Below are 21,169 nucleotides of genomic sequence, written 5' to 3'. Positions count from 1 at the left end.
ATCATGAATTTTAGTGGAAAAGGAGCGAAATAATTTTAATGAACAAAACCGAGAAAGTTCCTTTTATAAATCATATTTATGTTCCCAAAAAACTGAGCACTGGAAAAACCATCATTATTTTCCATGGTTGGGGATCCAGTATAAAAAATTATGATGATTTTGCAGAGTCCCTTGCCTTACAAGGATTTCAGGTGGTAGTTCCAGAAATCATTTTTCATGATAGCAGAAATAAACTAGAAAATCATTTTAGCAAAGAAATCACTCAGCAATACTTCTGGCAAACTATTTTTTCAAGTATAGATGAAGCTAATTATCTTTTTGCTGAATTAGAAATCCCTAAAAAAGATAGTATTCTTTTAGGAGTTTCCATGGGCGGTTTTATTGCAAATGGGATATATGCGAATAATCCAGAGATAGCTGGTTTAATTAACATCAATGGTTCTGGCTCTTTTCTTTTATCCGAGATAATTTTTAGAGAAATCGATAGCCGTCCTCCATTATCATCCGAAGAAATAGAAAAAATGATTTCTTACGACCCAATGACGAAGACCAAAGCTATCTCCCCTATGTTATTAATGCATGGTGAGGAAGATACGGTCGTTTCTATTAAAGGTCAGGAAAACTATTATGCCTGTTTGACAGGCAGAACTGAAGCAAATGGTATAGAGTTTCTGAAATATGAACACATCAATCATACAGTTTCTAAAGAAATGACTGAAGATTTAATTCGATGGTTGGAAGAAAATTTTAAGCGCTAACTCATCCTTTATAAATGATGTTGAGAATCGCGGTTTGTTTATCAAATAATAGGTTTACATATTTCGAATTATCGGAAGTCCTATCAGGAAAAACAAAAAAGAAGATGCTAGTGAACCGCACCCCAAATGGAAGACACTTTAAAAAAAGTGACCCATTTGGGGTTTTTTCTGTTTTCAGACCCCGGTATACTAAATTTAGCTAACTTGAACGGGGGAAGATCAGATGAGTAAAATCACTTTCAATGAACACCAACAACGGGTCTTGGAGGCAAATCCGAATGTCGCTTCCGTATCCGATCGCGCGATTCAATATACGCCAGAATTCAAAATCCACGCGGTGAAGGAATACCAGACAGGCAAAGGCCCGGCCCAGATATTTAGTGAAAATGGGTTTGATTTAACCGTTATCGGACCCAAAAAAGCGAGCTCATCTCTGAACCGATGGCGGACGACGTTCAGGCTTTATGGAGAAGACGCTTTTTTCGAAGAGCGTCGTGGGAAGAACAGTACTGGCCGCCCTTCTGAGAAAGATCTCTCAGCTGAGAAAAAGCTGGAGAAAGCAGAAGCGCGCATCAAATACCTGGAAGCTGAAAACGAATTGCTAAAAAAGCTCGAGGAACTCGAGAGGCAGGCGAAGAAACGCAGCTGATCCCAGCGGAGAAATACGAAGCCATCAACGCGGTGGTCCGGAAATTCCAACTCAAGAATTTGGTCGGAACCCTTTGCCGCACAGCGAGGGTCAGCCGGAGTGGCTATTACGCCTGGCTAGAGAAAACGGAACAGCACGCCATTCGCGAAGAACAAGACTTCCAAGATTATCTGTTGCTCAAAAGCATCTACGATGCGCATCGTGGGAAAATCGGATATCGCACCTTTTACATGGTGCTCGCGGAACTGTTGGAAACACCGATGAACCACAAGAAGATTTTGCGCCTCATGCGCAAATTCAACCTCTTCGCCAAAATCCGGCGCGCGAATCCCTATAAGCAAATCGCCAAAGCCACACAGGAACACAGCGTCTGTCCGAACCTGTTAAATCGCCAGTTTAAACAAGGTGAACCCGGTAAGGTATTCGTCACCGATATCACGTACCTACCCAACCGTTCGGGACAAATGGCGTATCTGTCCGCTGTAAAAGATGTCGCTACCCGTGAAATTGTCGCCTATGAAGTCACAACGACGCTTACGATTGAAATTGTGTACCGCACGTTACGAAAACTGAAGGAAGCATTGGATGGCAATGTTCACCCGGAAGCGATGATTCATTCCGATCAAGGCTTCCACTATACCCATCTTGAATACCAACAGCGCGTGAAGGAAATGAAATTAACGCAGTCAATGTCCCGCCGGGGCAACTGCCTCGACAACGCTCCCATCGAATCGTTCTTTGGCCACTTTAAAGACGATGTCGATTTTAAACAAGCAACCAGTCTGGAGGAATTGAAAGAGCTAGTGGATGAGTACATGGAATATTACAACGGAACACGCGAGCAATGGAATCTAAAAAAGATGACTCCGGCACAATACCGAAGTCATCTAATCGCAGCCTAGCTGCAGGGTACTTTTTTTATAAACTGTCCATTAAATGGGGCGCGGATCATAGTAACTCAGCATCTTCTTTCTGTTTTAATTACTTCTGATAACTTGTCATATGTAACCTTCGGAACTAAATTGGAACATCAATATACTTGCGCAGCAAATTCATATCCCTCAAGCCATTTCTCAGTCTCTGCCTCTTTGATATCAATGCTCAAGGAAAGTGAACTCTTAAAGAATTCGAGATAATCTCCGGGTATGATGACTGTGATTTGTCTTTCTATCTTTGCACAAGGTGTGATAAAAAAAGGCTTGGTTTGCGACACGTCAAAAAGAATTTCATCAATTTTTAACTGATCTGCCTCAATGCAAATTCCCATTTCCATTTTGCTGGTATCAAGTTTTCTTTTCCCTTTCGTCAAATCTATCGAAATGGACTTTCGCTTTTTCGCATGGGAATGTTCCATACCAGCCTCTTCCTCTCATGATCCGAATCTTATAACCCCTTAATATTGTTTTTCCTGTTGAGTTTGTCGTAAGAATAGAGTTAACTTCTGATAACTTGTGATATGTAAACTCACTACTTTTCTTTAGAATAAGCATAAAATGGAACTCCATAGATTAAAGGGGTTCCGTTTTATGCTTATTCTACTTCTCTTAGCATTTTCTCTATAACAATAACGCGTTCATTCAAATCATCAATTTGTTTTTTTAAAAGTACAGTATTTTCTCGTTCTAAAGAAAGTCTTTCGTTTGCTCTCTTTTCACTTCGTTTTATAACTTTATAAATTATAAAAATGATGATGGCTGGTATGATAATCGAAAAACCTAATATGAATATAGTCGATATAATATCCCCTATATTAAAGCTTGTTGTCTCAGTCACTCTCTTTCTCTCCTTTGATATTGCTTTTCTTTTTTATGGTCAAAGAATCTGTTAGATCATGAATCAAATGTTCGTTCAATTCAATTTGAAATGAATTAAGCATGTAGTATTTAGCTGCTTTTCCACTTTCTAAAATTTCCATATCGCTCTTAACTAATTCCGCCCCCTCCAGCTTTTGTAAGTGAAGATATAACAGTGGTCTACTAATACCTAATTCCCTTGCAAGCTGACTCACGTATTGCTTTCCTTGCGAAAGAACGGCAATAATTCTGAGTCTATGGGGATTCGACAAAGCTTCAAGGACTGTAAGTAAGTGATTTCCTGAATTAAAATGTATCATATGTAAGTATTTTATTACAGGTAGTTATCTATGTCAATCTCTATAAATTTTTTTACATGGCTGCTACTCAGCAATCTAGCACTATCTTTTTTCTAAGAATCCTTTGGTGAAAAAGAAGATGCAAGTGTGATCGAACTCTTATAACATGAAACAAAAGAGGTGGTGAGCGATTGATGATGACACCCAGCGAAGTTTGCAAGCAATTGAATATTTCTCCTTCAACGTTAAGAAAATACAGCCTTCGCTTTGAATCAGAAGGAATTCTCTTCAAAAGAAACAAAAATAACAGCCGTATTTACACCGTCACAGAGGTTGTGGCGCTACGGGAGTCTATGACGGTCACAAAAAGCGGTGACATAACGTTCGAGAATGCTGTAAGAGAAGCTGCTGATAGCTTAAAAGGTGCATCTACAATAACGCCAGAAAACGAAGTCACAAGCACACCGTCGCGGCGTCATGACGACGTCGCGACAGCCGTTAACTTGAAAAAATTGGAAGTCCTTGAAGAAGAGAACCGAAGTTTGAAAGAAGAGATTCGAAAACGGGATTCTTTGTTTGTGGAAGCCTTGGAAGAGATGAAGCATAAATTGGATAGGATAGAGGAACATCAGAAGCAGCTAGTCGCACCAGTATCCGAAGAACCAGATATAAATGCACCAGAACCGTCCTCACAGGAGGAAGAAAACGAACCTGAGCCGGTGACGCCCAAAAAAGACATGCGAAGTTTATGGGCCAGAATCCGGAACAAATAAATGCCGCTAATTTAAGGGATCTGAATGTAACTTATGTGCAGTTAAGTTACATTCGTTAAGAGAAGGATAAAGGTGGGGGGAAATGAACAGAGAAAATAAAAACTTTGCAGAGAGAGCTTTAAAAAAATTGCTTATTGGGAGTCAAATTGATGGGTTCCAGTTTGGCAGTAGCCCTGGGGTAGTGCGCGTCTATTTTTCACATTTCTCTGAACAAGAGCCTGACATGTTGTGGTTAACCATCGAGATAAGGAAAGTCGCTATCATTACTAATTATGAGAGATTAACAACGATTTCTAAAGAAAACTTAGAAGAACTAGATGATGAAGAATCTTTTCAATTGCTTTTAAGAAACAGGCGAGAAAAAGTTAAAGATGTTTGGTTAGGAGACGATTCGCCGCATTTGTATATTTCGCTTGAGTCCGGAAAAGTATTGTATGTGAATGGACATCATGAAAACTATGAATGCTGGCAAGTTGGAGATAGGGACGGATATGGGGGTGGCGACTGGTTAATTGTAGCTGTTCCAGGAAATGAAATAGCAACATGGAGTCCTGAGGAGTTTAAATAAGATCACCTATGAAAAGAAACTGAATGTAACTTATTGTGAATTAAGTTACATTCACTTTGAGGATTTCTGTAATAAATGGAGCTATCTAAAAAAGAGAGTAGGGGGAAAAGTATGATGGAAAAGAAAGTGGAAATTGTCTTGGTAGGTACCCATCATTTTGCTTACCAAAAGGACGTTTTGATGGACAAGCAGAATGAAATTATAGAATTAGTGGATTTTCTCGCAGCATTTAACCCAGGCAAAATTGCTTTGGAATGGGAAAAAAGCGAGCAAGAGGAGTTAGACAAAGGCTTTACCAAGAGCGAAGAAGATTATGAGATGCACGAAATCGAACAAGTAGGATTCAGATTAGCCACTAAACTGGACCGTAAAGCAGTTTTTGCGGTTAATTGGGCTGGGCCATTAACTCAAGAGGAAATGGTGACACTTAATCAATCAATCCAAGAAGATTATCCTAACATTTGGCAAGCGGTAGAGGCATTTGGCAAAAAAAGTGGTGGAATTAATCCTGACCAGACATTACTTGAGGCGTATCGCAAACTCAATAACCCAGAATTGACCAAGGACTTGGAAGAGATGTATCTCTCTTTCTTAGCCGTTGAAAAAAATGGACAGAATATCGGTGTATCTTTCTTAAGCAAATGGATGGAAAGAGAACTGACCATTGTCAAAAACATTAGTGAGATTTTAGAGAAACCAAAAGAGCGAATTTTACTAATTGTAGGCGGCGATCATCTTTGGATGCTGAAAAAACTATTCGAAGGGAAAGGATGGACGGTAATCAATCCATTTGAGAAATAAATTTTCGCTTGTTCGAATGTAACTTATTAGCAATTAAGTTACATTCAGAACAAAGGAAATACTGATTTTTTATAAAAGAAAAAGGCCCTTTAAAAAGGCCCTTTCACTAAGATATAGATTTAATTTATTAATCGATTAGCTGTTTTACAACGGCCATTTCCTTGCCAAACCGATCTCCATGGTCCTCAAATCCCAAACTCGCATATAAATGATGGGCATTCAAGTTGTCTGGGTGATAGCCGACCACAACTTTTGTGGCATTCAGTGATTTGGCCATCTCAGCAATCATCAGTTTGGTGGCAGCTTTCCCAATTCCTTGGCCTTGGAAGGCTTTGTCTACCATTATTCGGTATACCCAATAGCCGTCAAGTTCCTCCGGAACAGAGTTATACATCAAAAAGCCAACCGCTTTATCGCCTGTATAGATGGCATAAGGTTTTAAGCTAGTTTCAAACTTTGACTGAGCGATCGATACGGCATTTGGTTCCATGTATTGCGTTTGTTCTTCTGATACCTCTAGTTCACAGCAGTCATACCAGTTTTCTGTGTTTAATTCGACAATTTTCACATTTTCTGTATTCATAATTTTCCCCTTTCGATTTTCGGGGAACGCGAAATAGAAACGTTAATTAGGCGTTATCCCCTTGTACTCATTGATGGTAACGGTGATGTTGTTTGTCATAATGAACGCCTCCTGAAATAGCTATGGCCCATTTAATAAAATTTCCGGCCCTTTTGACTATAGCATTTCTCATTGCCCTTTCCTAGGCATTTCAAGAATAGTACACCAATAATGAAGCTTGGTTTTGAATGTGACTTAATAGTAAGTAAGTTACATTCAAACCTCTTTCAAATACCAACTCTAGTCAAAGTTTATTGGTCATCTTTCAACAATCGTTTAATCATTCTGATCTGCCCACGATGACTAATTTCGTCCTCGATGACATGGAACCATAGATAATAATTATTATGTGAAATACCGTTACTCCATTGCTTTTCTTCTGCTAGCCAACTGTCTTGCTTAGATTTCAGCAATGTTAATGTATCTTTTCTGACTTGATGTAATTCTTTCAAGTAGTAATCAAGTGAATGCTTTTTGACATTTTCTCTTGCTTTGGCACCAAGTTCTAAGGCTGTTCTCCATTTGATATATTCATTTTCTGTTAGATCTCGATTTTCGTTTGAAACAATTTGATGAACAAACTCAATAGATGCCATATGGAGTAAAAGAGAACCAATGGAATTCGAACTCCCGTCGGGTACATAATCTAGATCGCTTTGACTTAAACCAGAAACATCACTCAATGTAACCTCTCTTGTATGCTCCAACATGGAAACAAGTTCCCCAATTTTCTCGGAAAAATTCTCTCTCGGTAATATTCGATAATCTATCATCAATTTGCCTCCATTCAATCTCTTTTAAGATTACTAGAAAAACTGATTATTTAAAGACTTATAGTTCTAAATTTAGAGTGATATAATTAAATTAACAACGTAAAAGGCGACCAGTTAGGTCGCCTTTTTCTTCGTTTGAATGTAACTTGATAGAAAGTGAGATACAGCCAGAAACGCTAATTTAAAGAAGTTAGCAGTGCAATAAGAAAAATGATACATTCAAAAGTCTATACTATAAGGATTTAAGATTTTATTTTGCGTAGATAAGAGTTTACATATCGCAGCTTATCGGAAGTCTATAAAAGTAAACTGGAGAAGATGCTGGTTCTAAGCATCTTCTTTTTTCGTTCATTTAGGTGTGCTTTTAAGAACGGTTAATAAATATATGGCAAAGAAGAAAGACTAGACTGGATTGTAAGAACTTCCTGTTTTTTGAATGGGTTTATATGGTATGTTGAGGAGAAGAAGAGTAGCTGAAATACGAAGCTCTAAAGGAGAGATGCTATGAAAAAGAGATTATTTATTTTCTTTTCGTCACTAATTGCTTTAATTACTATAGGTTACCTCATATTCCTGTTCATGTTTTATTATGAACCCACTCCTAGTAAAGACAATGTTGAAGAAATGGTAAGCGCAAAAGATCTTACGGAATTCGGGGAGGTTGAGGGATCATATCTACTAACTCCAAGAAACTATGGTTTTTACAATAAAGATAGCATTTATATCGTAGAACAGTACTTAGAAAAAGGTGAGGAGTATGATCAGCAATATGTATTAATAGAAGAGGGTTTGGAATTAACGGAGGATGATAAGCAGACTATCAACCAAATCCATGCTAAAGATGAATTGCAAGCTGGTTACGTAGATGATCTAAAAGTAATATCAAAGCATCGAATGTCTGTCTATAAAAACAATGAAAAAGTTGAAGAAAATTGGCTTTTTAAAATTACCTATAAATATGATGAAGATTACTTTTTGACTTTTATTCTTCCCGAAAATATAGAAGAAAGTAGATTTAATTTTTTTACCGAAGGATATGAACAGTTTCTAAATTTTTAGTGTATTGACATTTTACTGATTTGAAAATCAGCTCTGCGTAAAGAATATTGGAAATTCCTTTTCATATAACGATAAAATTTTTAATTAGTTCCGGCAGTCAGTATACCTAATAACATAGGTTTACATATCAATACTTATCGGAAGTAAATAGTCGAAATTAAAAAAAGAAAACAATGGTGTAATTTTCAAGAATGAAAGAATGTGACTAAACGAAAATCACTTGTTTATTTAAACCGCGAGCTAATTTAGAGAGGATGATCAATTAATATGGTAGAGGTAATCGGAAGAAAAATTGAATTAATAGAAAATACGGAAGAAAACTTGGATAAATTGTATTATTGGAGATTTGAAGAAAAGGAACAAGAAGCGAAAAAATGGAATGGACCATACATTCCCGAACAGCAAATGACGAAGGAAGAACATCGTAAATACTGGTTGAATGAAGATGAGATTGCGGCAGGAGTGCCAGCATCCCTTTTGATAAGAGCAGAGGAGAAAGTTATCGGTTATGTCGGGGCTTATTGGATTGATAAAAATACAAACTGGCTTGAGACTGGAATTGTAATCTATGATAAAGGTTACTGGAACGGGGGATATGGTTCGGAAGCTTATAAGCTTTGGATTGATTTCCTTTTTAAATCTACTGGTTTGCATAGGCTGGGGATGTCGACTTGGTCTGGAAACGAACGAATGATGAAGGTCGCTGAAAGAATGGGTATGATCCTAGAAGCACGAATAAGAAATGCCCGAACGGTAGAAGGGCAGTATTTTGATGCAATCAAAATGGGCGTGTTGAGAGAAGAGTGGGAGAAGTTAAACGCTATTTAAACTGTGAAATTGGTTTACATATGACCGTTTTATCGGCATCTGCACTGCATAATTGGAAAGGGAGAAAAGATGCACTTTATTTAGCATACACTCTCCCTTTTTGTTTGCAAAAGTGTATTTTTAGGAACGCTATAGGTCTGAAAAAGCGACTTGAAGCAGTTTTTGTGATACGTAAAAGACTTTCATGTATGGAAAGAATTCTAAGGAACAGGGTGATTGAACTTGTATTATTCATTTACACCGATCCTTTTATTAATTAAGAAGAAATTCTAGGGAAAACCTTTCTCAAAAACTAGTTCAAGAATCGAAACCGCAAAAGGATTTTCTGCTGAAAAACCATTGACAACGTAAGTGAACAGGCGTAGATTTTAGTCTGTTGAAAAAAATACCCATGAACCTTTTAATCGCTGAATCACACATGAACGGGGAAACCAATTCAGACAAGCATCTGCTTGTCTTGGGGTGAATCTTACTCAGGTAAGAAGGGATACTCTCAGTCCGGAATCCGACAGCTAACCTCGTAAGCGTTACGTAGTAATTGGAGAGAAGGGTCCGAGCATGCGCCTGAGACCACTTTATTTAAAGGGGTCTTTTTTTGATGGAAAAAACAGAAACGAGGGAGCGACATGAAGAAATAATTTGTAGTCATTGGGTTGGGGAGGTTTGGCAGTAGCATCTGTAAAGAGCTTCATAAATTAGGTCACGAAGTCCTGGCGTTGGATTCCAATCCGGATCGCGTCGAACAGATTACAGATTTCTCTTCTCATAGAGCCATCGTTAATGCGGCAGATGAAGGGAATTTAAAAGCGCTCGGCATCCGCAATTTTGACCATGCAGTGGTGGCCATTGGAGACAATATGCAAACCAGCGTTCATTGCACGTTGATGTTGAAGGAACTTGGTGTCCCAATTGTCTGGGTGAAAGCGAGGGATATCCAGCATCAAAAAATTTTGGAAAAGGTCGGAGCTGACCGGGTGATCCAGCCTGAAAACGAAATGGGCATTCGGGTGGCCCATCACATGGATTCAGAAAAAGTCATCGATTACATCGACCTTTCCGAAGATTACAGCATCATTGAACTAGTGGCTTCCAAAAAGAGCGAGAATCAGACATTGATCAAGTTGGACATTCAAGCCATATACAACTGCACGGTGTTGGCCATCAAGCGCAACGAAAAAGTAAATGTCGCCCCAATGCCGGAAGATCGGGTGGAAAAGGACGATATCCTCGTGGTCATGGGGCACCGCAATGATTTAAAACGTTTTGAAGAAAAGGGACTTTAAAAAGCCTCTTAATTTTTTGTTAACCTGGTAAACCATTATTTTCAGCATGGAATCATGCAGATGGGAGTACAGTTTTGAAAATTTTAAATATCATCTTCAAGTGGACCCATTTGTCTGCCATCCGTCTCATTGTCCTTTACTACGCACTAGCTGTCATTTTTTCCATGGGGCTACTCAGCTTGCCTTTCTTCCACAATGAAGGAGTGGAATTATTACTAATTGATCTATTGTTTACAACAGTGAGTGCAATTAGTGTAACGGGATTGGGCGTTGTCTCTACACCAGAGACTTTCAATACGGCTGGCATCATTGCTCTTACTTTCGTTCTGCAGTTTGGTGGAATCGGTATAATGACATTGGGCACATTCATTTGGATTATTTTCAGAAGAAGAATCGGGTTGCGCGAAAGGCAGCTGATTCAAATCGATCAAAATCAAACGTCGATGTCCGGATTAGTGAAACTGATGCTGAAAATACTCAAGACCATTTTGCTGATTGAATTAATAGGTACCATTGTCTTAAGCACTTATTTTCTTCAGTACTTTGACACATGGCAGGAAGCGCTTCTGCAAGGTTACTTTGGAGCAATCAGCGCCACGACGAATGCGGGTTTTGATATAACTGGCACTTCTTTGGTTCCATTCGCTAGTGATTACTTCGTGCAGACCGTCAACATGACATTGTTGATTCTGGGAGCTATCGGTTTTCCGGTATTGATTGAACTTCAGGATTTTTTATGGGGCGATCATCGTCCAGGGAAGCGGACAAATAGCTTTTCCCTCTTTACGAAACTGACCGTCACCACCTTTTTTGCGTTGATTGCAGTGGGTGCCGTTTTCATGATGATTTTGGAACAGCATCATTTTTTAGCGGATAAATCCTGGCATGAACAAATTTTCTTTAGCCTTTTTCAATCCGTTACAACTCGAAATGGTGGACTCGCCACAATGGATGTCAGTGAATTGTCCGACCCAACCTTGATTCTGTTCTGTGCATTAATGTTTATCGGTGCTTCACCCAGCAGTGTGGGCGGGGGTATCCGGACGACTACGTTTGCGATTATGCTGCTGACCATTTATAACTTTGCAAAAGGGAGAACGGGGGTAAAGGTGTTCGGCAGAGAACTTGATACGGACGACATTTTACGTTCTTTCATCGTCATCACAACAGCTGCGATGATTTGTACCACAGCCGTTATTACGTTGACGTATCTGGAACCTTTTCCAATCCTCGAGATCGTGTTCGAAGTATCCTCTGCTTTTGGTACGACCGGCTTGTCGATGGGCATCACTGCGGATCTTAGCACAGCTGGAAAATGTATCATCATCTTTTTGATGTTTGTGGGGAGAATCGGCATCTTTTCGTTCCTCTTCCTGATCAGAGGAAAAGTGATCAAGGAAAAGTATCATTATCCAAAAGAGAAAGTGATTATCGGCTAATTAAAATGAGAGAAACGGGTCTAGTTGGTATTTCAGAAAAAAGACATAGCAATAGATCTTCTATATTTTTTAAGTGAAATGAAGAACATCTAAAACTTACTGTATAACAAGCTGTACGGAACACCTGGTGAATGCTTTACATTTTACTGTTTAGAGGAAGGGAAGAAGTATTAGATTTAGCTTCTTTCTTATTTCTTGTAAAACTTTAGACCACTTTAGATTGTTAGTTACTAGATCAAGTACCATAAATAAATTACTCAATTCAAGAAGCTTAATTTCTCTTATACTATCGTTATTGGTTTACTTGATTGTTAAGCTTGAGAGTCTCTTCCATGAGATGTTAACGAAACATAAAAAGTATTTCACTTTTTATTGTGATTTTAAAAACTTGGGAGTATAATCACAAAAAGGAGATGAGAGTTATGAGTTATGAAAACGAATGGCGTTTAAATCGTCAGGCATTATGGTTTATTGTTCTTCACACTGTCGTCATCTTTAACATCGCGTTTGATTTTGAGTTTTTAATGTAGAAATAAAAATAATATCTAATCTATCCTTTTCATTTGGATAGATTATTTTTGTGATTAGACGGATTGTAGTTGTAAGTTCAATGATTCATCCATGAGCGCGTCGTTTGCTGTTCGCTACTTTAGGTTCTGTGACCGCCTATTGATTAACGGGATTACCACGTTTAATTCATTTTCCCTATAGATAGGGAAAATCGTCTTCTTTGGAAAGAATTGATGGGTGTTTTCGTTGTTCGGCGATGCTAAGAGATTTTTAAATGAAAAAGAGTTTGCATATCATAACTTATAGTAAGAGAAGGAGCTATAACATAAGCTTCTTCTTTTTTATTGTAAAAGTATATTTTTACAATGGGTTATTTTTTAACTAAACGTCATATTCAATTCTATTAAATGGTAGATCTTGTATTACTGAAAATATAAAACCTTTTCCAAACCATAATTCAGTGACCAGATCTTTGAGCTTCTTGGAAAAAAATTGTCATGACATTAGAGAGTTAAAACCTTGATTTCTTGAAGTCAGCATGTAAGTCAAAAATTCTTCGATAAAAATGAACAAATTTATAGTCCCTAGTTTCTTTTATTAATCCAATTGGTAGGAATAATTAGTATTTTTTATTATTAAAAACTAATAAATGATAAAGATATAATTAAAAAGGTTTAGGTATAAATCGGTGGGGAATGTTAAAAATGTAATATTATTACTAATAATTTACATATATATGGAATTTATTATGGCTTATCATCATGTTTTACTAACTAATTTCATTTGATTAGAAAAAATGAATGAAATTGTGATCTATATCTATCTTTTATACGTTTAGTGGTAGTAGGGCTGTAAAAAGTCGTCAAAGAAACAAAAAAACAAGGAGGAAATTGAACATGAATTGGAAACAAGCGAAGAAAACCGTAGTAGCCGTACCATTGAGCGCAGTATTACTAGCATCAGCAGGAATTGGAACCGTAAGTGCATCGACAGGAAACACGCAAGTCCCTGAGATGGCACCGACAGTTGAAACACCTGCAGCTCAGTTACGATCTGATTTGAGTAATTTACTATCGACACATTTCATTTATCAGTCGGAAGTAGCGCTTCTGTCTTACCATGAAGCAAAAGAAGGCGGTCCAACAGGTGAAGGACTTGCAGAAGCTCAAGAAGAGCTTGAAATAAATGGCGAACAATTGACAGAAGCTGTAAAATCCGTATACGGACAAGAAGCAGCCGATGCATTTGATAAAATTTTTGATACGCAATATGAAGACAGCGCGGGTTATGGTGCTGCTGTAGCAAGTGGCGATCAGGAAAAAATCGATCAAGTCAAAAAAGACTTGCTGACGACATTCCCAACTGATCTTGGAACTCTCTTGAGCCAAGCAACGGGCGGGAATCTTCCGAAAGATACCGCAATTTCAGTTCTTCAAGAACATGAAAAAGACGTAATGCAATTCCTTACTAATTCAATCGAAGGAAACTTCGAAGAAGCATATGCAGAATTTAATGAAGGCTATGAGCGCATGTTCACAGTCGGTACGGCATTATCGAGTGCGATTGTGACGCAAATGCCCGATAAATTTGAGGACTCGAAAGCTGTCACACCGGCTTCCGATTTAAGAGCGACATTTAGTCAGTTGCTTGGAGCGCACTTCTATTACCAGACAGCCACTTCTGTAGAAGCATATAAAGCTGCTGCGGGTGAAGGCGGAGAAGCTTTTGAAGCTGTGAGTGAAATGCAAGAAGCTAATGCGGAACAAATGACAGCTGCTGTTAAATCTCTTTACGGTCAAGAGGCTGCTGACGCTTTTAACGAAATCTTTTCAACACAGTACGAAGACAGTGAAGCACTAGGCAAAGCAGTAGCTGAAGGCAACACGGAAAAAGTAAATGAAATTATGGATAACTTGTTGAACACATTCGCAGTTGATTTGGGCACTCTATTGAGTGGTGCGACAGAAGGAAAGCTTCCGAAAGAAACAGCGATTGCTGTGCTTCAACAGCATGAACAAACTACTATTGATATTTTAAACAGCTACGTAGAAGGTGACTATCAAGCGGTTTATGAAACCTTTACAGAAGGTCACGCGTTGATGTTCACAATTGGTCAAGCATTGTCAGGAGCAATCGTGCAACAGAATCCTGAAAAATTTGCTGAAGCACCAGGAATGCCAGAGACGGGAATGGGCGGAATGGCAGATTCAGGAACGATGAACTGGATGCTAGTAACGTTCCCATTATTGGCACTTGCAGGCGCTTTGATTTTCACAAGAAGAAAGTCGTTACAGGAATAAATAAATTAGTAGAGAGAGGAATCATTTCCTCTCTTTATCTTCTATAAAAGGAGTGACTATAATGACTTCAATCATCAAAAAAGCCTTCCTCTTCTATCTCCTCTTTCTTTTTGTCACCTTCAGTGGCAACCCTATTCAGGCTACCGAGTCTTCACCTTTAGAAGGCGATCTTGCTTTTCAACAAATGAAAGAACAAATCATACGAGAAAATAACAGCGTTGAACAACCAGTAGAACAAAAAAAACAGCAAAATGGTACAGTTAAACTAACAGCAGAGCAAAAAATAGAGCAAAAAGTTCTTACTATACAGTCGTCCTCTTCTTTAAAAGAACAACAAGTAATTGAAACGCCATTGGGCATCACTCCTGCATTGATTGAAATTCCTGCACTTGATGCACGGGCGGAAGTCATTGAGGTTGGCCAGACGGCAGATGGTAACATGGCGGCACCAGAAGATATCCACACGATTGGCTGGTACAATCTTGGAGCCAAGCCAGGAAACAATGGCAATGCCGTATTAGCGGGCCATGTAGATGGTTTCACAGGTCCGGGAACTTTTTACAACCTGAAAGAGTTAGAACCGGATGATAAGATTCACATTACGGGCACCGACGGCACAGAACTAACGTTTATTGTCGTTGATAAACAATCGTATCCACCAGAAGATGCTCCATTGAATGAAATTTTCGGGAACAGTTCAACACCACAGTTGAATTTGATTACGTGTACAGGTACTTTCAATACAGCAATTGGTCATTATGAAGAGCGACTGGTAGTTTATACCGAATTGGTGGAAAATTAAGCGATAGGTCAAATAGAGTTCCTTTAAAAATAGGAAGTTATAATGAATGGTTAAGGAGTCTATCGATTATGATGGACTCTTTTTATTTGAGTGAAATTTAGCCGATGCAGTTATCAAAATTGAAAGATGCGTATAAAATTGAGCTGGATTTATTTGAAATAGCTAGCAGTAAAATTATTAGTTAACATATGACACATTATAGAAAGAGAAAAAGCGATCGACAGCTTTTTCTCTTTCTATATGTCTGTAAAGTGGGCACCTACATCTGTGTTTCCAAAATAGTTAAGTGAGAAGGAACCATATTCTTTTACTTCATGATAAAAAAAGCAAATCACGCAATATTTATGCTAAAATAAATAAAATATCATTCAAATTATTCCCACATTTTTTCTCGTAAAGTGAAAAAAAGGAATTTTTTCTTGAACGTGTAAAGGATGTGTACCTCTTGAAAGAAATGCCATTGACTTATGACGCAGGATTAATCTTGCTTTCCTTTATCGTTATCTTTATCTCTTCATTTATTGCACTGAATATCAGTGGAACTTTGTTTCGGACGACAGGCAAAACGCGGTGGAAATGGATGTCTTTAGGGGTGCTCGTAATGGGCTTGGGGATTTGGTCCATGCATTTTATTGGCATGTTGGCCTATCAGATGCCGATGCCGGTCACTTACAACAAGTCTTTGGTGATCCTATCGATTCTTCCGGCATTAGTAGCGAGTGGGTTAGCTTTTGCGATTATTAGTAAACCGCGCGTCAGAAAATTGGAAGTGATTGCAGGGGCGATCTTGATCACTGCTGGGATTGTCTCCATGCATTATACCGGAATGGCAGCCATGCAAATGCAAGCGACGATTGAATACAATCCGTTCTTGTGGGGGATGTCAGTGGTCATTGCATTGGTAGCTTCCCTCATCGCCATGTTGTTACTGTTTTACTCCAGAGACCGTTCCGGTTTTTTCTGGTTAAAAATAGCCAGCGCAGTTTTCATTACGATTGGTGTTTCGGGCATGCATTATACTGGAATGGCCGCAGCTCGTTTCGTGTCAATGGATCACCTAGGAGCCGTGTCTGGCGGAGCATTAGACAGCAGTTATATTGCTTTCAATGTAAGTGGTGGAATGGTGTTAATTCTGTTAGCGGCGATTCTTAGCCTGCGAAGTGATAAGAAAGTCAAGTCCATCACAGATGAGTACACGCGTCAATTTCAGTCAGTGATTGAGTCCGCCACAGATGGGATTGTCGTGATTGACAGTCAACAAACGGTCGTTCAATGGAATCGTGGGGCAGAGAACTTATTTGGGTATACCAAAGAAGAAATCGAACAACAAGATATCAGAACCATCTTACCAAAAGAAGAGACACACCCGTATCAAAGCGATTTTATGTCAACAGACGACAAAGTAATCGAATTGACGGGGGTAAAAAAGAACGGCAGTCGTTTCCCTCTCGAACTGACAAGTGGGCACTGGGAAACCGACAGTGGCCAGTATTGCAGTATGATTATTCGAGATATAACAGAGCGCCGCACAAATGAACTACGTATAAGCAACTTGGTGTACTTGGATTCCCTTACCGGGTTGCCCAACCGCCGGTTGTTCAATGACCGAGTGCAAGCGACCATCGATCAAGCAAAAGAGGAAGAAACGATCTTTACCATTCTTTATTTAGACCTGGATCAATTCAAATTAGTAAATGACACCTACAGCCACCGAGTGGGCGATGAATTACTAATTGAAGCGGCCAAACGCATTGAGTCGTGCATCATCAAAACAGATACATTGGCCAGATTGAGTGGAGACGAGTTTACGATTTTGCTTCAAAATGTTGACTACAAAGAGGCACAGGATTTAGCTCATCAGATTCTTGAGGCTTTTAACCAACAATTTGTCCTCAAAGAGGAAGCGCTTTTCATTACATTATCTATCGGAGCGAGCTTGTACCCTGCAGACGGAGATACTACAGAAGAATTGATGAAAAATGCGAGTATTTCGATGAAGCGCGTAAAAGAAGATGGGAAAAACAATGTGCAATTTTATACGCAGGAAATGAACCAATCGCTCTCACGTAAATCCAAAATTGCGCTGAGCATACGAGAAGGCTTAGAGCGAGACGAATTTTCGGTTCACTACCAACCGCAGATTGACATCGAAACAGAAAGAATTGTGGGCGTAGAGGCATTAGTTCGTTGGCACCATCCAACGTTTGGCATGATTTCGCCAGCTGAATTTATTCCGATTGCAGAAGAAAGTGGCATGATTTTAAATATTGGAGATTTTGTGTTGCGAACAGCCTGTCATCAGAACAAAGCTTGGCAGGATGCAGGATTAGATCCGTTTCGGGTGGCGGTCAATATTTCAGCCAAACAGTTTTCAAAACCGAACATGGCGGAAATCGTAACAGCCGCTTTAACTGAATCAAAATTAGCTCCTGAGTACCTAGAGTTAGAGTTAACGGAAAGCATTATCCAAGAAGCAGCACTCGCAATTTCGAAAATGGACCAACTCAAAAAGATGGGCATTCACTTGTCCATTGATGATTTCGGCACCGGGTATTCTTCTCTAAGCTACCTAAAACTCTTCCCGGTAGATACCTTGAAAATTGATCAATACTTCACGCGGAACATCCAGACGGATGCAAAAGATGCCGCTTTAGTCGACACGATTATTCAAATGGCGCGAAATTTGGACTTGAATGTAATTGCGGAAGGCGTGGAAACCATCGAGCAGTTAGCCTTTTTAAAAGCTAAGGGATGCCACCAAGCACAAGGCTACTATTTCCAAAAACCGTTGGTTCCCGAGAAAATCACCGAACTTTATGCACCTGTACGTTAGGTGTGGCTACTGCTAGAAGATAGTAGCTGAGTAAAACAATAAAGTAGTTCATAAGATTCACTCAATTTAATTGTTAATAAGTGGAAAGTCCTTTAAAAAGGACTTTTTCATAGGATAAATGTTTATTGAGAATGAATAATCTGTTAACATAAGTAAGTATAAAAAGCTATAGGTTTATCAAGAAGCAGTGTGGGGGCGTATTTATGATTCAAGATAAGACATCATTGTCGATTGATCGGGCATTAATGAACGGAATACAAGAAATGGTATTTATTGTCCGGGTTGATGAGGAGGGTCTTTTTTATGAATTTATCAACCAAGCTGCGATGGATAAAACGGATTTAAATCATAATTCGATTGGGAAAACTTTTATTGAAACCCAAACAGTTAAGTTGGCCGAGATGATTCATTCACAATACATGAAGGTGTTAACAAGTTATGAGTCCATTTGCTATGAGGACAACTACATAGATCCCGATGGAAAACTTCGGCATTCCAAAACACGTCTCACCCCCATGTTCGATGCGGGTGGACAATGCACTCACGTTGTGAGCATTGTCCAGGACATCACAGGAGAAGTTGAAGCCAAGCAGGTCAGCGCAGAAGCATTAATGAATCTAGAGACCAATCGCTCTTATTACCAGTCATTGTTTGAACATCATGCGGACGCTATTTTGACTGTAGATTTAAATGGCCGAATTACAGGAGCCAATCCGATGGGACTGGTCATCGGACAATCACCTGAAGACGAGTTGTATAAACAAAAGGTCTTAAATTTTGTAGCTCCTCAAGATCAGCGAAAAGCGCTCATAAATTTCCGGAAAGCAACGGAGGGCACATACACAGATTTCCGGGTTAATGTGCTTCAGAAAGAAAACAAACAACGGAGTGTCCTGGTAAAATGTATCCCTATTAAGATAGGGAATCGAACGACGGGCTTTTATATTATTTTAAAAGATATGCGCGAACTGGATCACATGGCTGAATTGTATATGGAAAGCGAAAAGAACTTCCGGATTATTGCGGAGAATGCCCATGACGTCATACTTTTAATCAATCGGTGGAAAGAATACTTGTTCATTTCTCCTTCTGTGGAAGCGCTTTATGGAATTAAACCCGAGCATTACTTGCTTCATGAACCTTTTTACAATGTCCACATGGAGGACAGAGAAGCGTTGAAAAATGCGCTAAATGAAGCTATCCAAACGAAACGAATTTGTAAAAGACGTATTCGCATTAAACACAAACAGGGTCACTGGATATGGTCGGAATTACTCGCGACACCGGTTTTTGACGAGGCTCTGTCTTACAGCCATATGGTAATTATCGTTCGGGACATCACCTTACAGAAAAAATATGAAGCCGAATTAGAAACACTCGCCTATCACGATCCGTTGACCAACCTGCCAAACCGCCGCTACTTTCAGGAGTCACTTGAACTAGCATTACGGGAGTTTCATGAAAAAAGGGGTCATTTTGCGGTAATGCTTCTGGATGTTGATGAATTTAAGCAGATCAACGATCAGTGGGGACATGAGACCGGCGATGCAATTATCTATGAATTTGGCAGACGCTTAAAAGCGACGGTGTTTGAAGGCGATGTCGTGGCGCGTTTAGGGGGAGATGAATTTATCATTCTCTTGGCCAACGTAGATTCCGTAAATTGTGCACTGACCATCATCGAGAAAATCAGAAACGAAATGAAGAAGCCATGGGCAATTGAAGGGATGATCCTGCCTATTTCGACCAGTATTGGGCTGGCCATGCCCCATCCACAAGCAACGAGTTCCTCGATGTTCAAGGAAGCGGATCAAGCGATGTATGAAGAGAAAAGGGCAAAACAAGGAAGCAAAATGAGTAATCGCTTTTAACAGAATAAAAGGTGAAAGAATAGATTATCTCCTATTTCATAAAGTATTCGTTAAAAATTTATTTTTAACAAACGGAAATTTGTCGAATCCCTTCAGTCTCGGCTCACTATAGAGCCTGGGAGGATTTGTATTGATAAGAACGACCGCATATGACAAGATCAGTTTTTAGTTGGAGATTTTTGGGTTGATGAGAATGTAAAACTAAGGTTTCATCTTAAGATATAGCACGATTTTCATTTTGCAATTATTTTAGTATATTTCTGAATACTTATTCGGTACTCCATGCTTTGGTAAAAAGTAGAAAAGAGGACTTGTCACCGATAATGAATGGTAATATATAAAAATTATAGATTTGGGTATTTCTTCTATCATCGTTACACCTGCTCGCAAAATGCCTATTCAACAAACAGATGGATAAACTAGAACAATAGACAAATAGGCGTGACCAGGTAATGAGTAGCACCAATAAAAATTCTGTGAAGCCAGATGAAAATGAAGTGGCGACACCTAAAACATTGTTAGAACTGTCGATTTTCGTCAATCTTGAAACAATTATCAACTCTTGGCCAAGCAAAGCTCTTGAAACTGAGCATGTGTATTCCCAATCAGCCAAAGAGCGTCTTAGCCATGTTTGTAAAAGCATTCATTATGATGTTCATGGCTTAAGCATCTTGATAGACATGCTTCACCAGCATGGCACGCAGAGAAATTCAGTGGCGACAACACATGATGTGCATTTTATTTCAGCCGTAGTGAGGCAATATATGAATAATATCAAGCGATTATATGACTTTTTAGCCCAAGCAACTTCATTGATCCTACTTCCGCAACTCCCATGGTATATTTCTGTTGATTCTTGTCGAACATTACTGGGGAAGATTGAAAATACGAGTGAACGAACGAAATTATCGGACAATCTGACAAAGCTCCTCCAATTAAATCAGCCGAGATTCGATGCCTTTCAACACAGTTATCATTTTGTTTGTCATCATAAAAAAGATTTACAACTTCAAGTACGTCCAGGTGGTTATGACATGAAAAAATCTATACAGAAGGGAGAAGCGCTACACTACCTGCCTCTTCTTCCTTTTCTTCGGGACATGACTAGCGTTCAGTGAAGAAGTCGCTGATGTGACAGCGACCCATTACGATGGCTTTCTTGAACTTCCCTCCAATTCAATAGGCTTAGAAGGCGGATGTATTGCTTC

The 21,169-nt window shown here is 39.1% G+C and carries 19 protein-coding genes and 1 riboswitch; of the genes, 14 read left to right on the top strand and 5 right to left on the bottom strand.

The annotated features are described in order from the left end of the window. Positions 1-38: 38 nt before the first annotated feature. The gene (locus tag BBI08_RS09880) at positions 39-758 is read left to right on the top strand and encodes an alpha/beta fold hydrolase (protein WP_008497732.1); all 720 of its coding nucleotides are present in this window, start codon (positions 39-41) and stop codon (positions 756-758) included. A 223-nt stretch (positions 759-981) separates the two neighbouring features. Beyond that, positions 982-2,309, top strand: a protein-coding gene (locus BBI08_RS16915; protein WP_156874344.1) for an IS3 family transposase whose coding sequence is annotated in 2 segments (ribosomal slippage) — positions 982-1,351 and positions 1,351-2,309 — 1,329 coding nt in all. Because the reading frame shifts where the segments join, the coding sequence is not laid out codon by codon here. A gap of 128 nt (positions 2,310-2,437) precedes the next feature. On the opposite strand, the gene BBI08_RS09865 is transcribed toward BBI08_RS16915, so the two are convergent. From BBI08_RS09865 to BBI08_RS09855, 3 genes are all read right to left on the bottom strand, one after another. Next, positions 2,438-2,716: a hypothetical protein gene (locus BBI08_RS09865; protein WP_205847831.1), complete on the bottom strand. Its 279-nt coding sequence runs from the start codon at positions 2,714-2,716 to the stop codon at positions 2,438-2,440. Positions 2,717-2,937: 221 nt separating this feature from the next. Further along, a complete protein-coding gene (locus tag BBI08_RS09860) occupies positions 2,938-3,180 on the bottom strand; it encodes a hypothetical protein (RefSeq protein ID WP_065528040.1) in 243 nt (80 codons plus the stop codon). Further along, entirely contained in the window at positions 3,173-3,520 is a 348-nt protein-coding gene (locus BBI08_RS09855; protein ID WP_040851035.1) for an ArsR/SmtB family transcription factor, read from the bottom strand. Before BBI08_RS09855 ends, BBI08_RS09860 begins: the two co-directional genes overlap by 8 nt. Positions 3,521-3,693: 173 nt before the next feature. Here BBI08_RS09855 and BBI08_RS09850 point away from each other — a divergent pair, with 173 nt between their 5' ends. The 3 genes from BBI08_RS09850 (at position 3,694) to BBI08_RS09840 (ending at position 5,641) form a co-directional block, all read left to right on the top strand. Then, entirely contained in the window at positions 3,694-4,272 is a 579-nt protein-coding gene (locus BBI08_RS09850) for a MerR family transcriptional regulator (protein WP_008498545.1), read from the top strand. 82 nt (positions 4,273-4,354) lie between these two features. Next, on the top strand, positions 4,355-4,840 hold the full coding sequence (locus tag BBI08_RS09845; RefSeq protein WP_008498544.1) for a hypothetical protein: 486 nt from the start codon (positions 4,355-4,357) through the stop codon (positions 4,838-4,840). 111 nt (positions 4,841-4,951) lie between these two features. Next, positions 4,952-5,641 (top strand): DUF5694 domain-containing protein, encoded by a 690-nt coding sequence (locus tag BBI08_RS09840; RefSeq protein ID WP_065528039.1) that lies wholly within the window; start codon positions 4,952-4,954, stop codon positions 5,639-5,641. Between the two features lie 127 nt (positions 5,642-5,768). Here BBI08_RS09840 and BBI08_RS09835 read toward each other — a convergent pair whose 3' ends face one another. Both BBI08_RS09835 and BBI08_RS09830 read right to left on the bottom strand, forming a co-directional pair. After that, a complete protein-coding gene (locus BBI08_RS09835; RefSeq protein ID WP_008498542.1) occupies positions 5,769-6,224 on the bottom strand; it encodes a GNAT family N-acetyltransferase in 456 nt (151 codons plus the stop codon). A 290-nt stretch (positions 6,225-6,514) separates the two neighbouring features. Then, a complete protein-coding gene (locus BBI08_RS09830) occupies positions 6,515-7,036 on the bottom strand; it encodes a DinB family protein (protein ID WP_008498541.1) in 522 nt (173 codons plus the stop codon). Between the two features lie 504 nt (positions 7,037-7,540). Between BBI08_RS09830 and BBI08_RS09825 the strand changes: the two genes are divergently transcribed. The 9 genes from BBI08_RS09825 to BBI08_RS09785 all read left to right on the top strand — a co-directional run bounded on the left by BBI08_RS09825 (position 7,541) and on the right by BBI08_RS09785 (position 21,079). Beyond that, positions 7,541-8,095 (top strand): hypothetical protein, encoded by a 555-nt coding sequence (locus BBI08_RS09825; protein ID WP_008498540.1) that lies wholly within the window; start codon positions 7,541-7,543, stop codon positions 8,093-8,095. A gap of 267 nt (positions 8,096-8,362) precedes the next feature. Next, positions 8,363-8,923 (top strand): GNAT family N-acetyltransferase, encoded by a 561-nt coding sequence (locus tag BBI08_RS09820; RefSeq protein ID WP_008498539.1) that lies wholly within the window; start codon positions 8,363-8,365, stop codon positions 8,921-8,923. A 395-nt stretch (positions 8,924-9,318) separates the two neighbouring features. Then, positions 9,319-9,465, top strand: a riboswitch (cyclic di-AMP (ydaO/yuaA leader). A 105-nt stretch (positions 9,466-9,570) separates the two neighbouring features. Continuing rightward, positions 9,571-10,206, top strand: a complete 636-nt coding sequence (locus BBI08_RS09815) for a potassium channel family protein (RefSeq protein ID WP_236610250.1) — start codon at positions 9,571-9,573, stop codon at positions 10,204-10,206. A 74-nt stretch (positions 10,207-10,280) separates the two neighbouring features. After that, entirely contained in the window at positions 10,281-11,645 is a 1,365-nt protein-coding gene (locus BBI08_RS09810; RefSeq protein WP_008498538.1) for a TrkH family potassium uptake protein, read from the top strand. Positions 11,646-13,051: 1,406 nt separating this feature from the next. Beyond that, complete coding sequence (locus BBI08_RS09805; protein ID WP_065528038.1) at positions 13,052-14,455, top strand: hypothetical protein; 1,404 nt, start codon at positions 13,052-13,054, stop codon at positions 14,453-14,455. Between the two features lie 61 nt (positions 14,456-14,516). After that, on the top strand, positions 14,517-15,257 hold the full coding sequence (locus BBI08_RS09800) for a class F sortase (protein WP_008498534.1): 741 nt from the start codon (positions 14,517-14,519) through the stop codon (positions 15,255-15,257). Between the two features lie 454 nt (positions 15,258-15,711). After that, positions 15,712-18,090, top strand: a complete 2,379-nt coding sequence (locus BBI08_RS09795) for a bifunctional diguanylate cyclase/phosphodiesterase (RefSeq protein WP_236610248.1) — start codon at positions 15,712-15,714, stop codon at positions 18,088-18,090. Between the two features lie 203 nt (positions 18,091-18,293). Next, positions 18,294-19,961 (top strand): sensor domain-containing protein, encoded by a 1,668-nt coding sequence (locus BBI08_RS09790; protein ID WP_008498532.1) that lies wholly within the window; start codon positions 18,294-18,296, stop codon positions 19,959-19,961. Positions 19,962-20,413: 452 nt separating this feature from the next. Then, positions 20,414-21,079: a hypothetical protein gene (locus BBI08_RS09785; RefSeq protein ID WP_008498531.1), complete on the top strand. Its 666-nt coding sequence runs from the start codon at positions 20,414-20,416 to the stop codon at positions 21,077-21,079. The last annotated feature ends 90 nt before the right edge of the window (positions 21,080-21,169 follow it).

The organism is Planococcus halocryophilus (genome assembly GCF_001687585.2).
GTDB classification, from domain to species: Bacteria; Bacillota; Bacilli; order Bacillales_A; family Planococcaceae; genus Planococcus; species Planococcus halocryophilus.
This window is presented reverse-complemented; position numbering and strand designations above follow the sequence as displayed.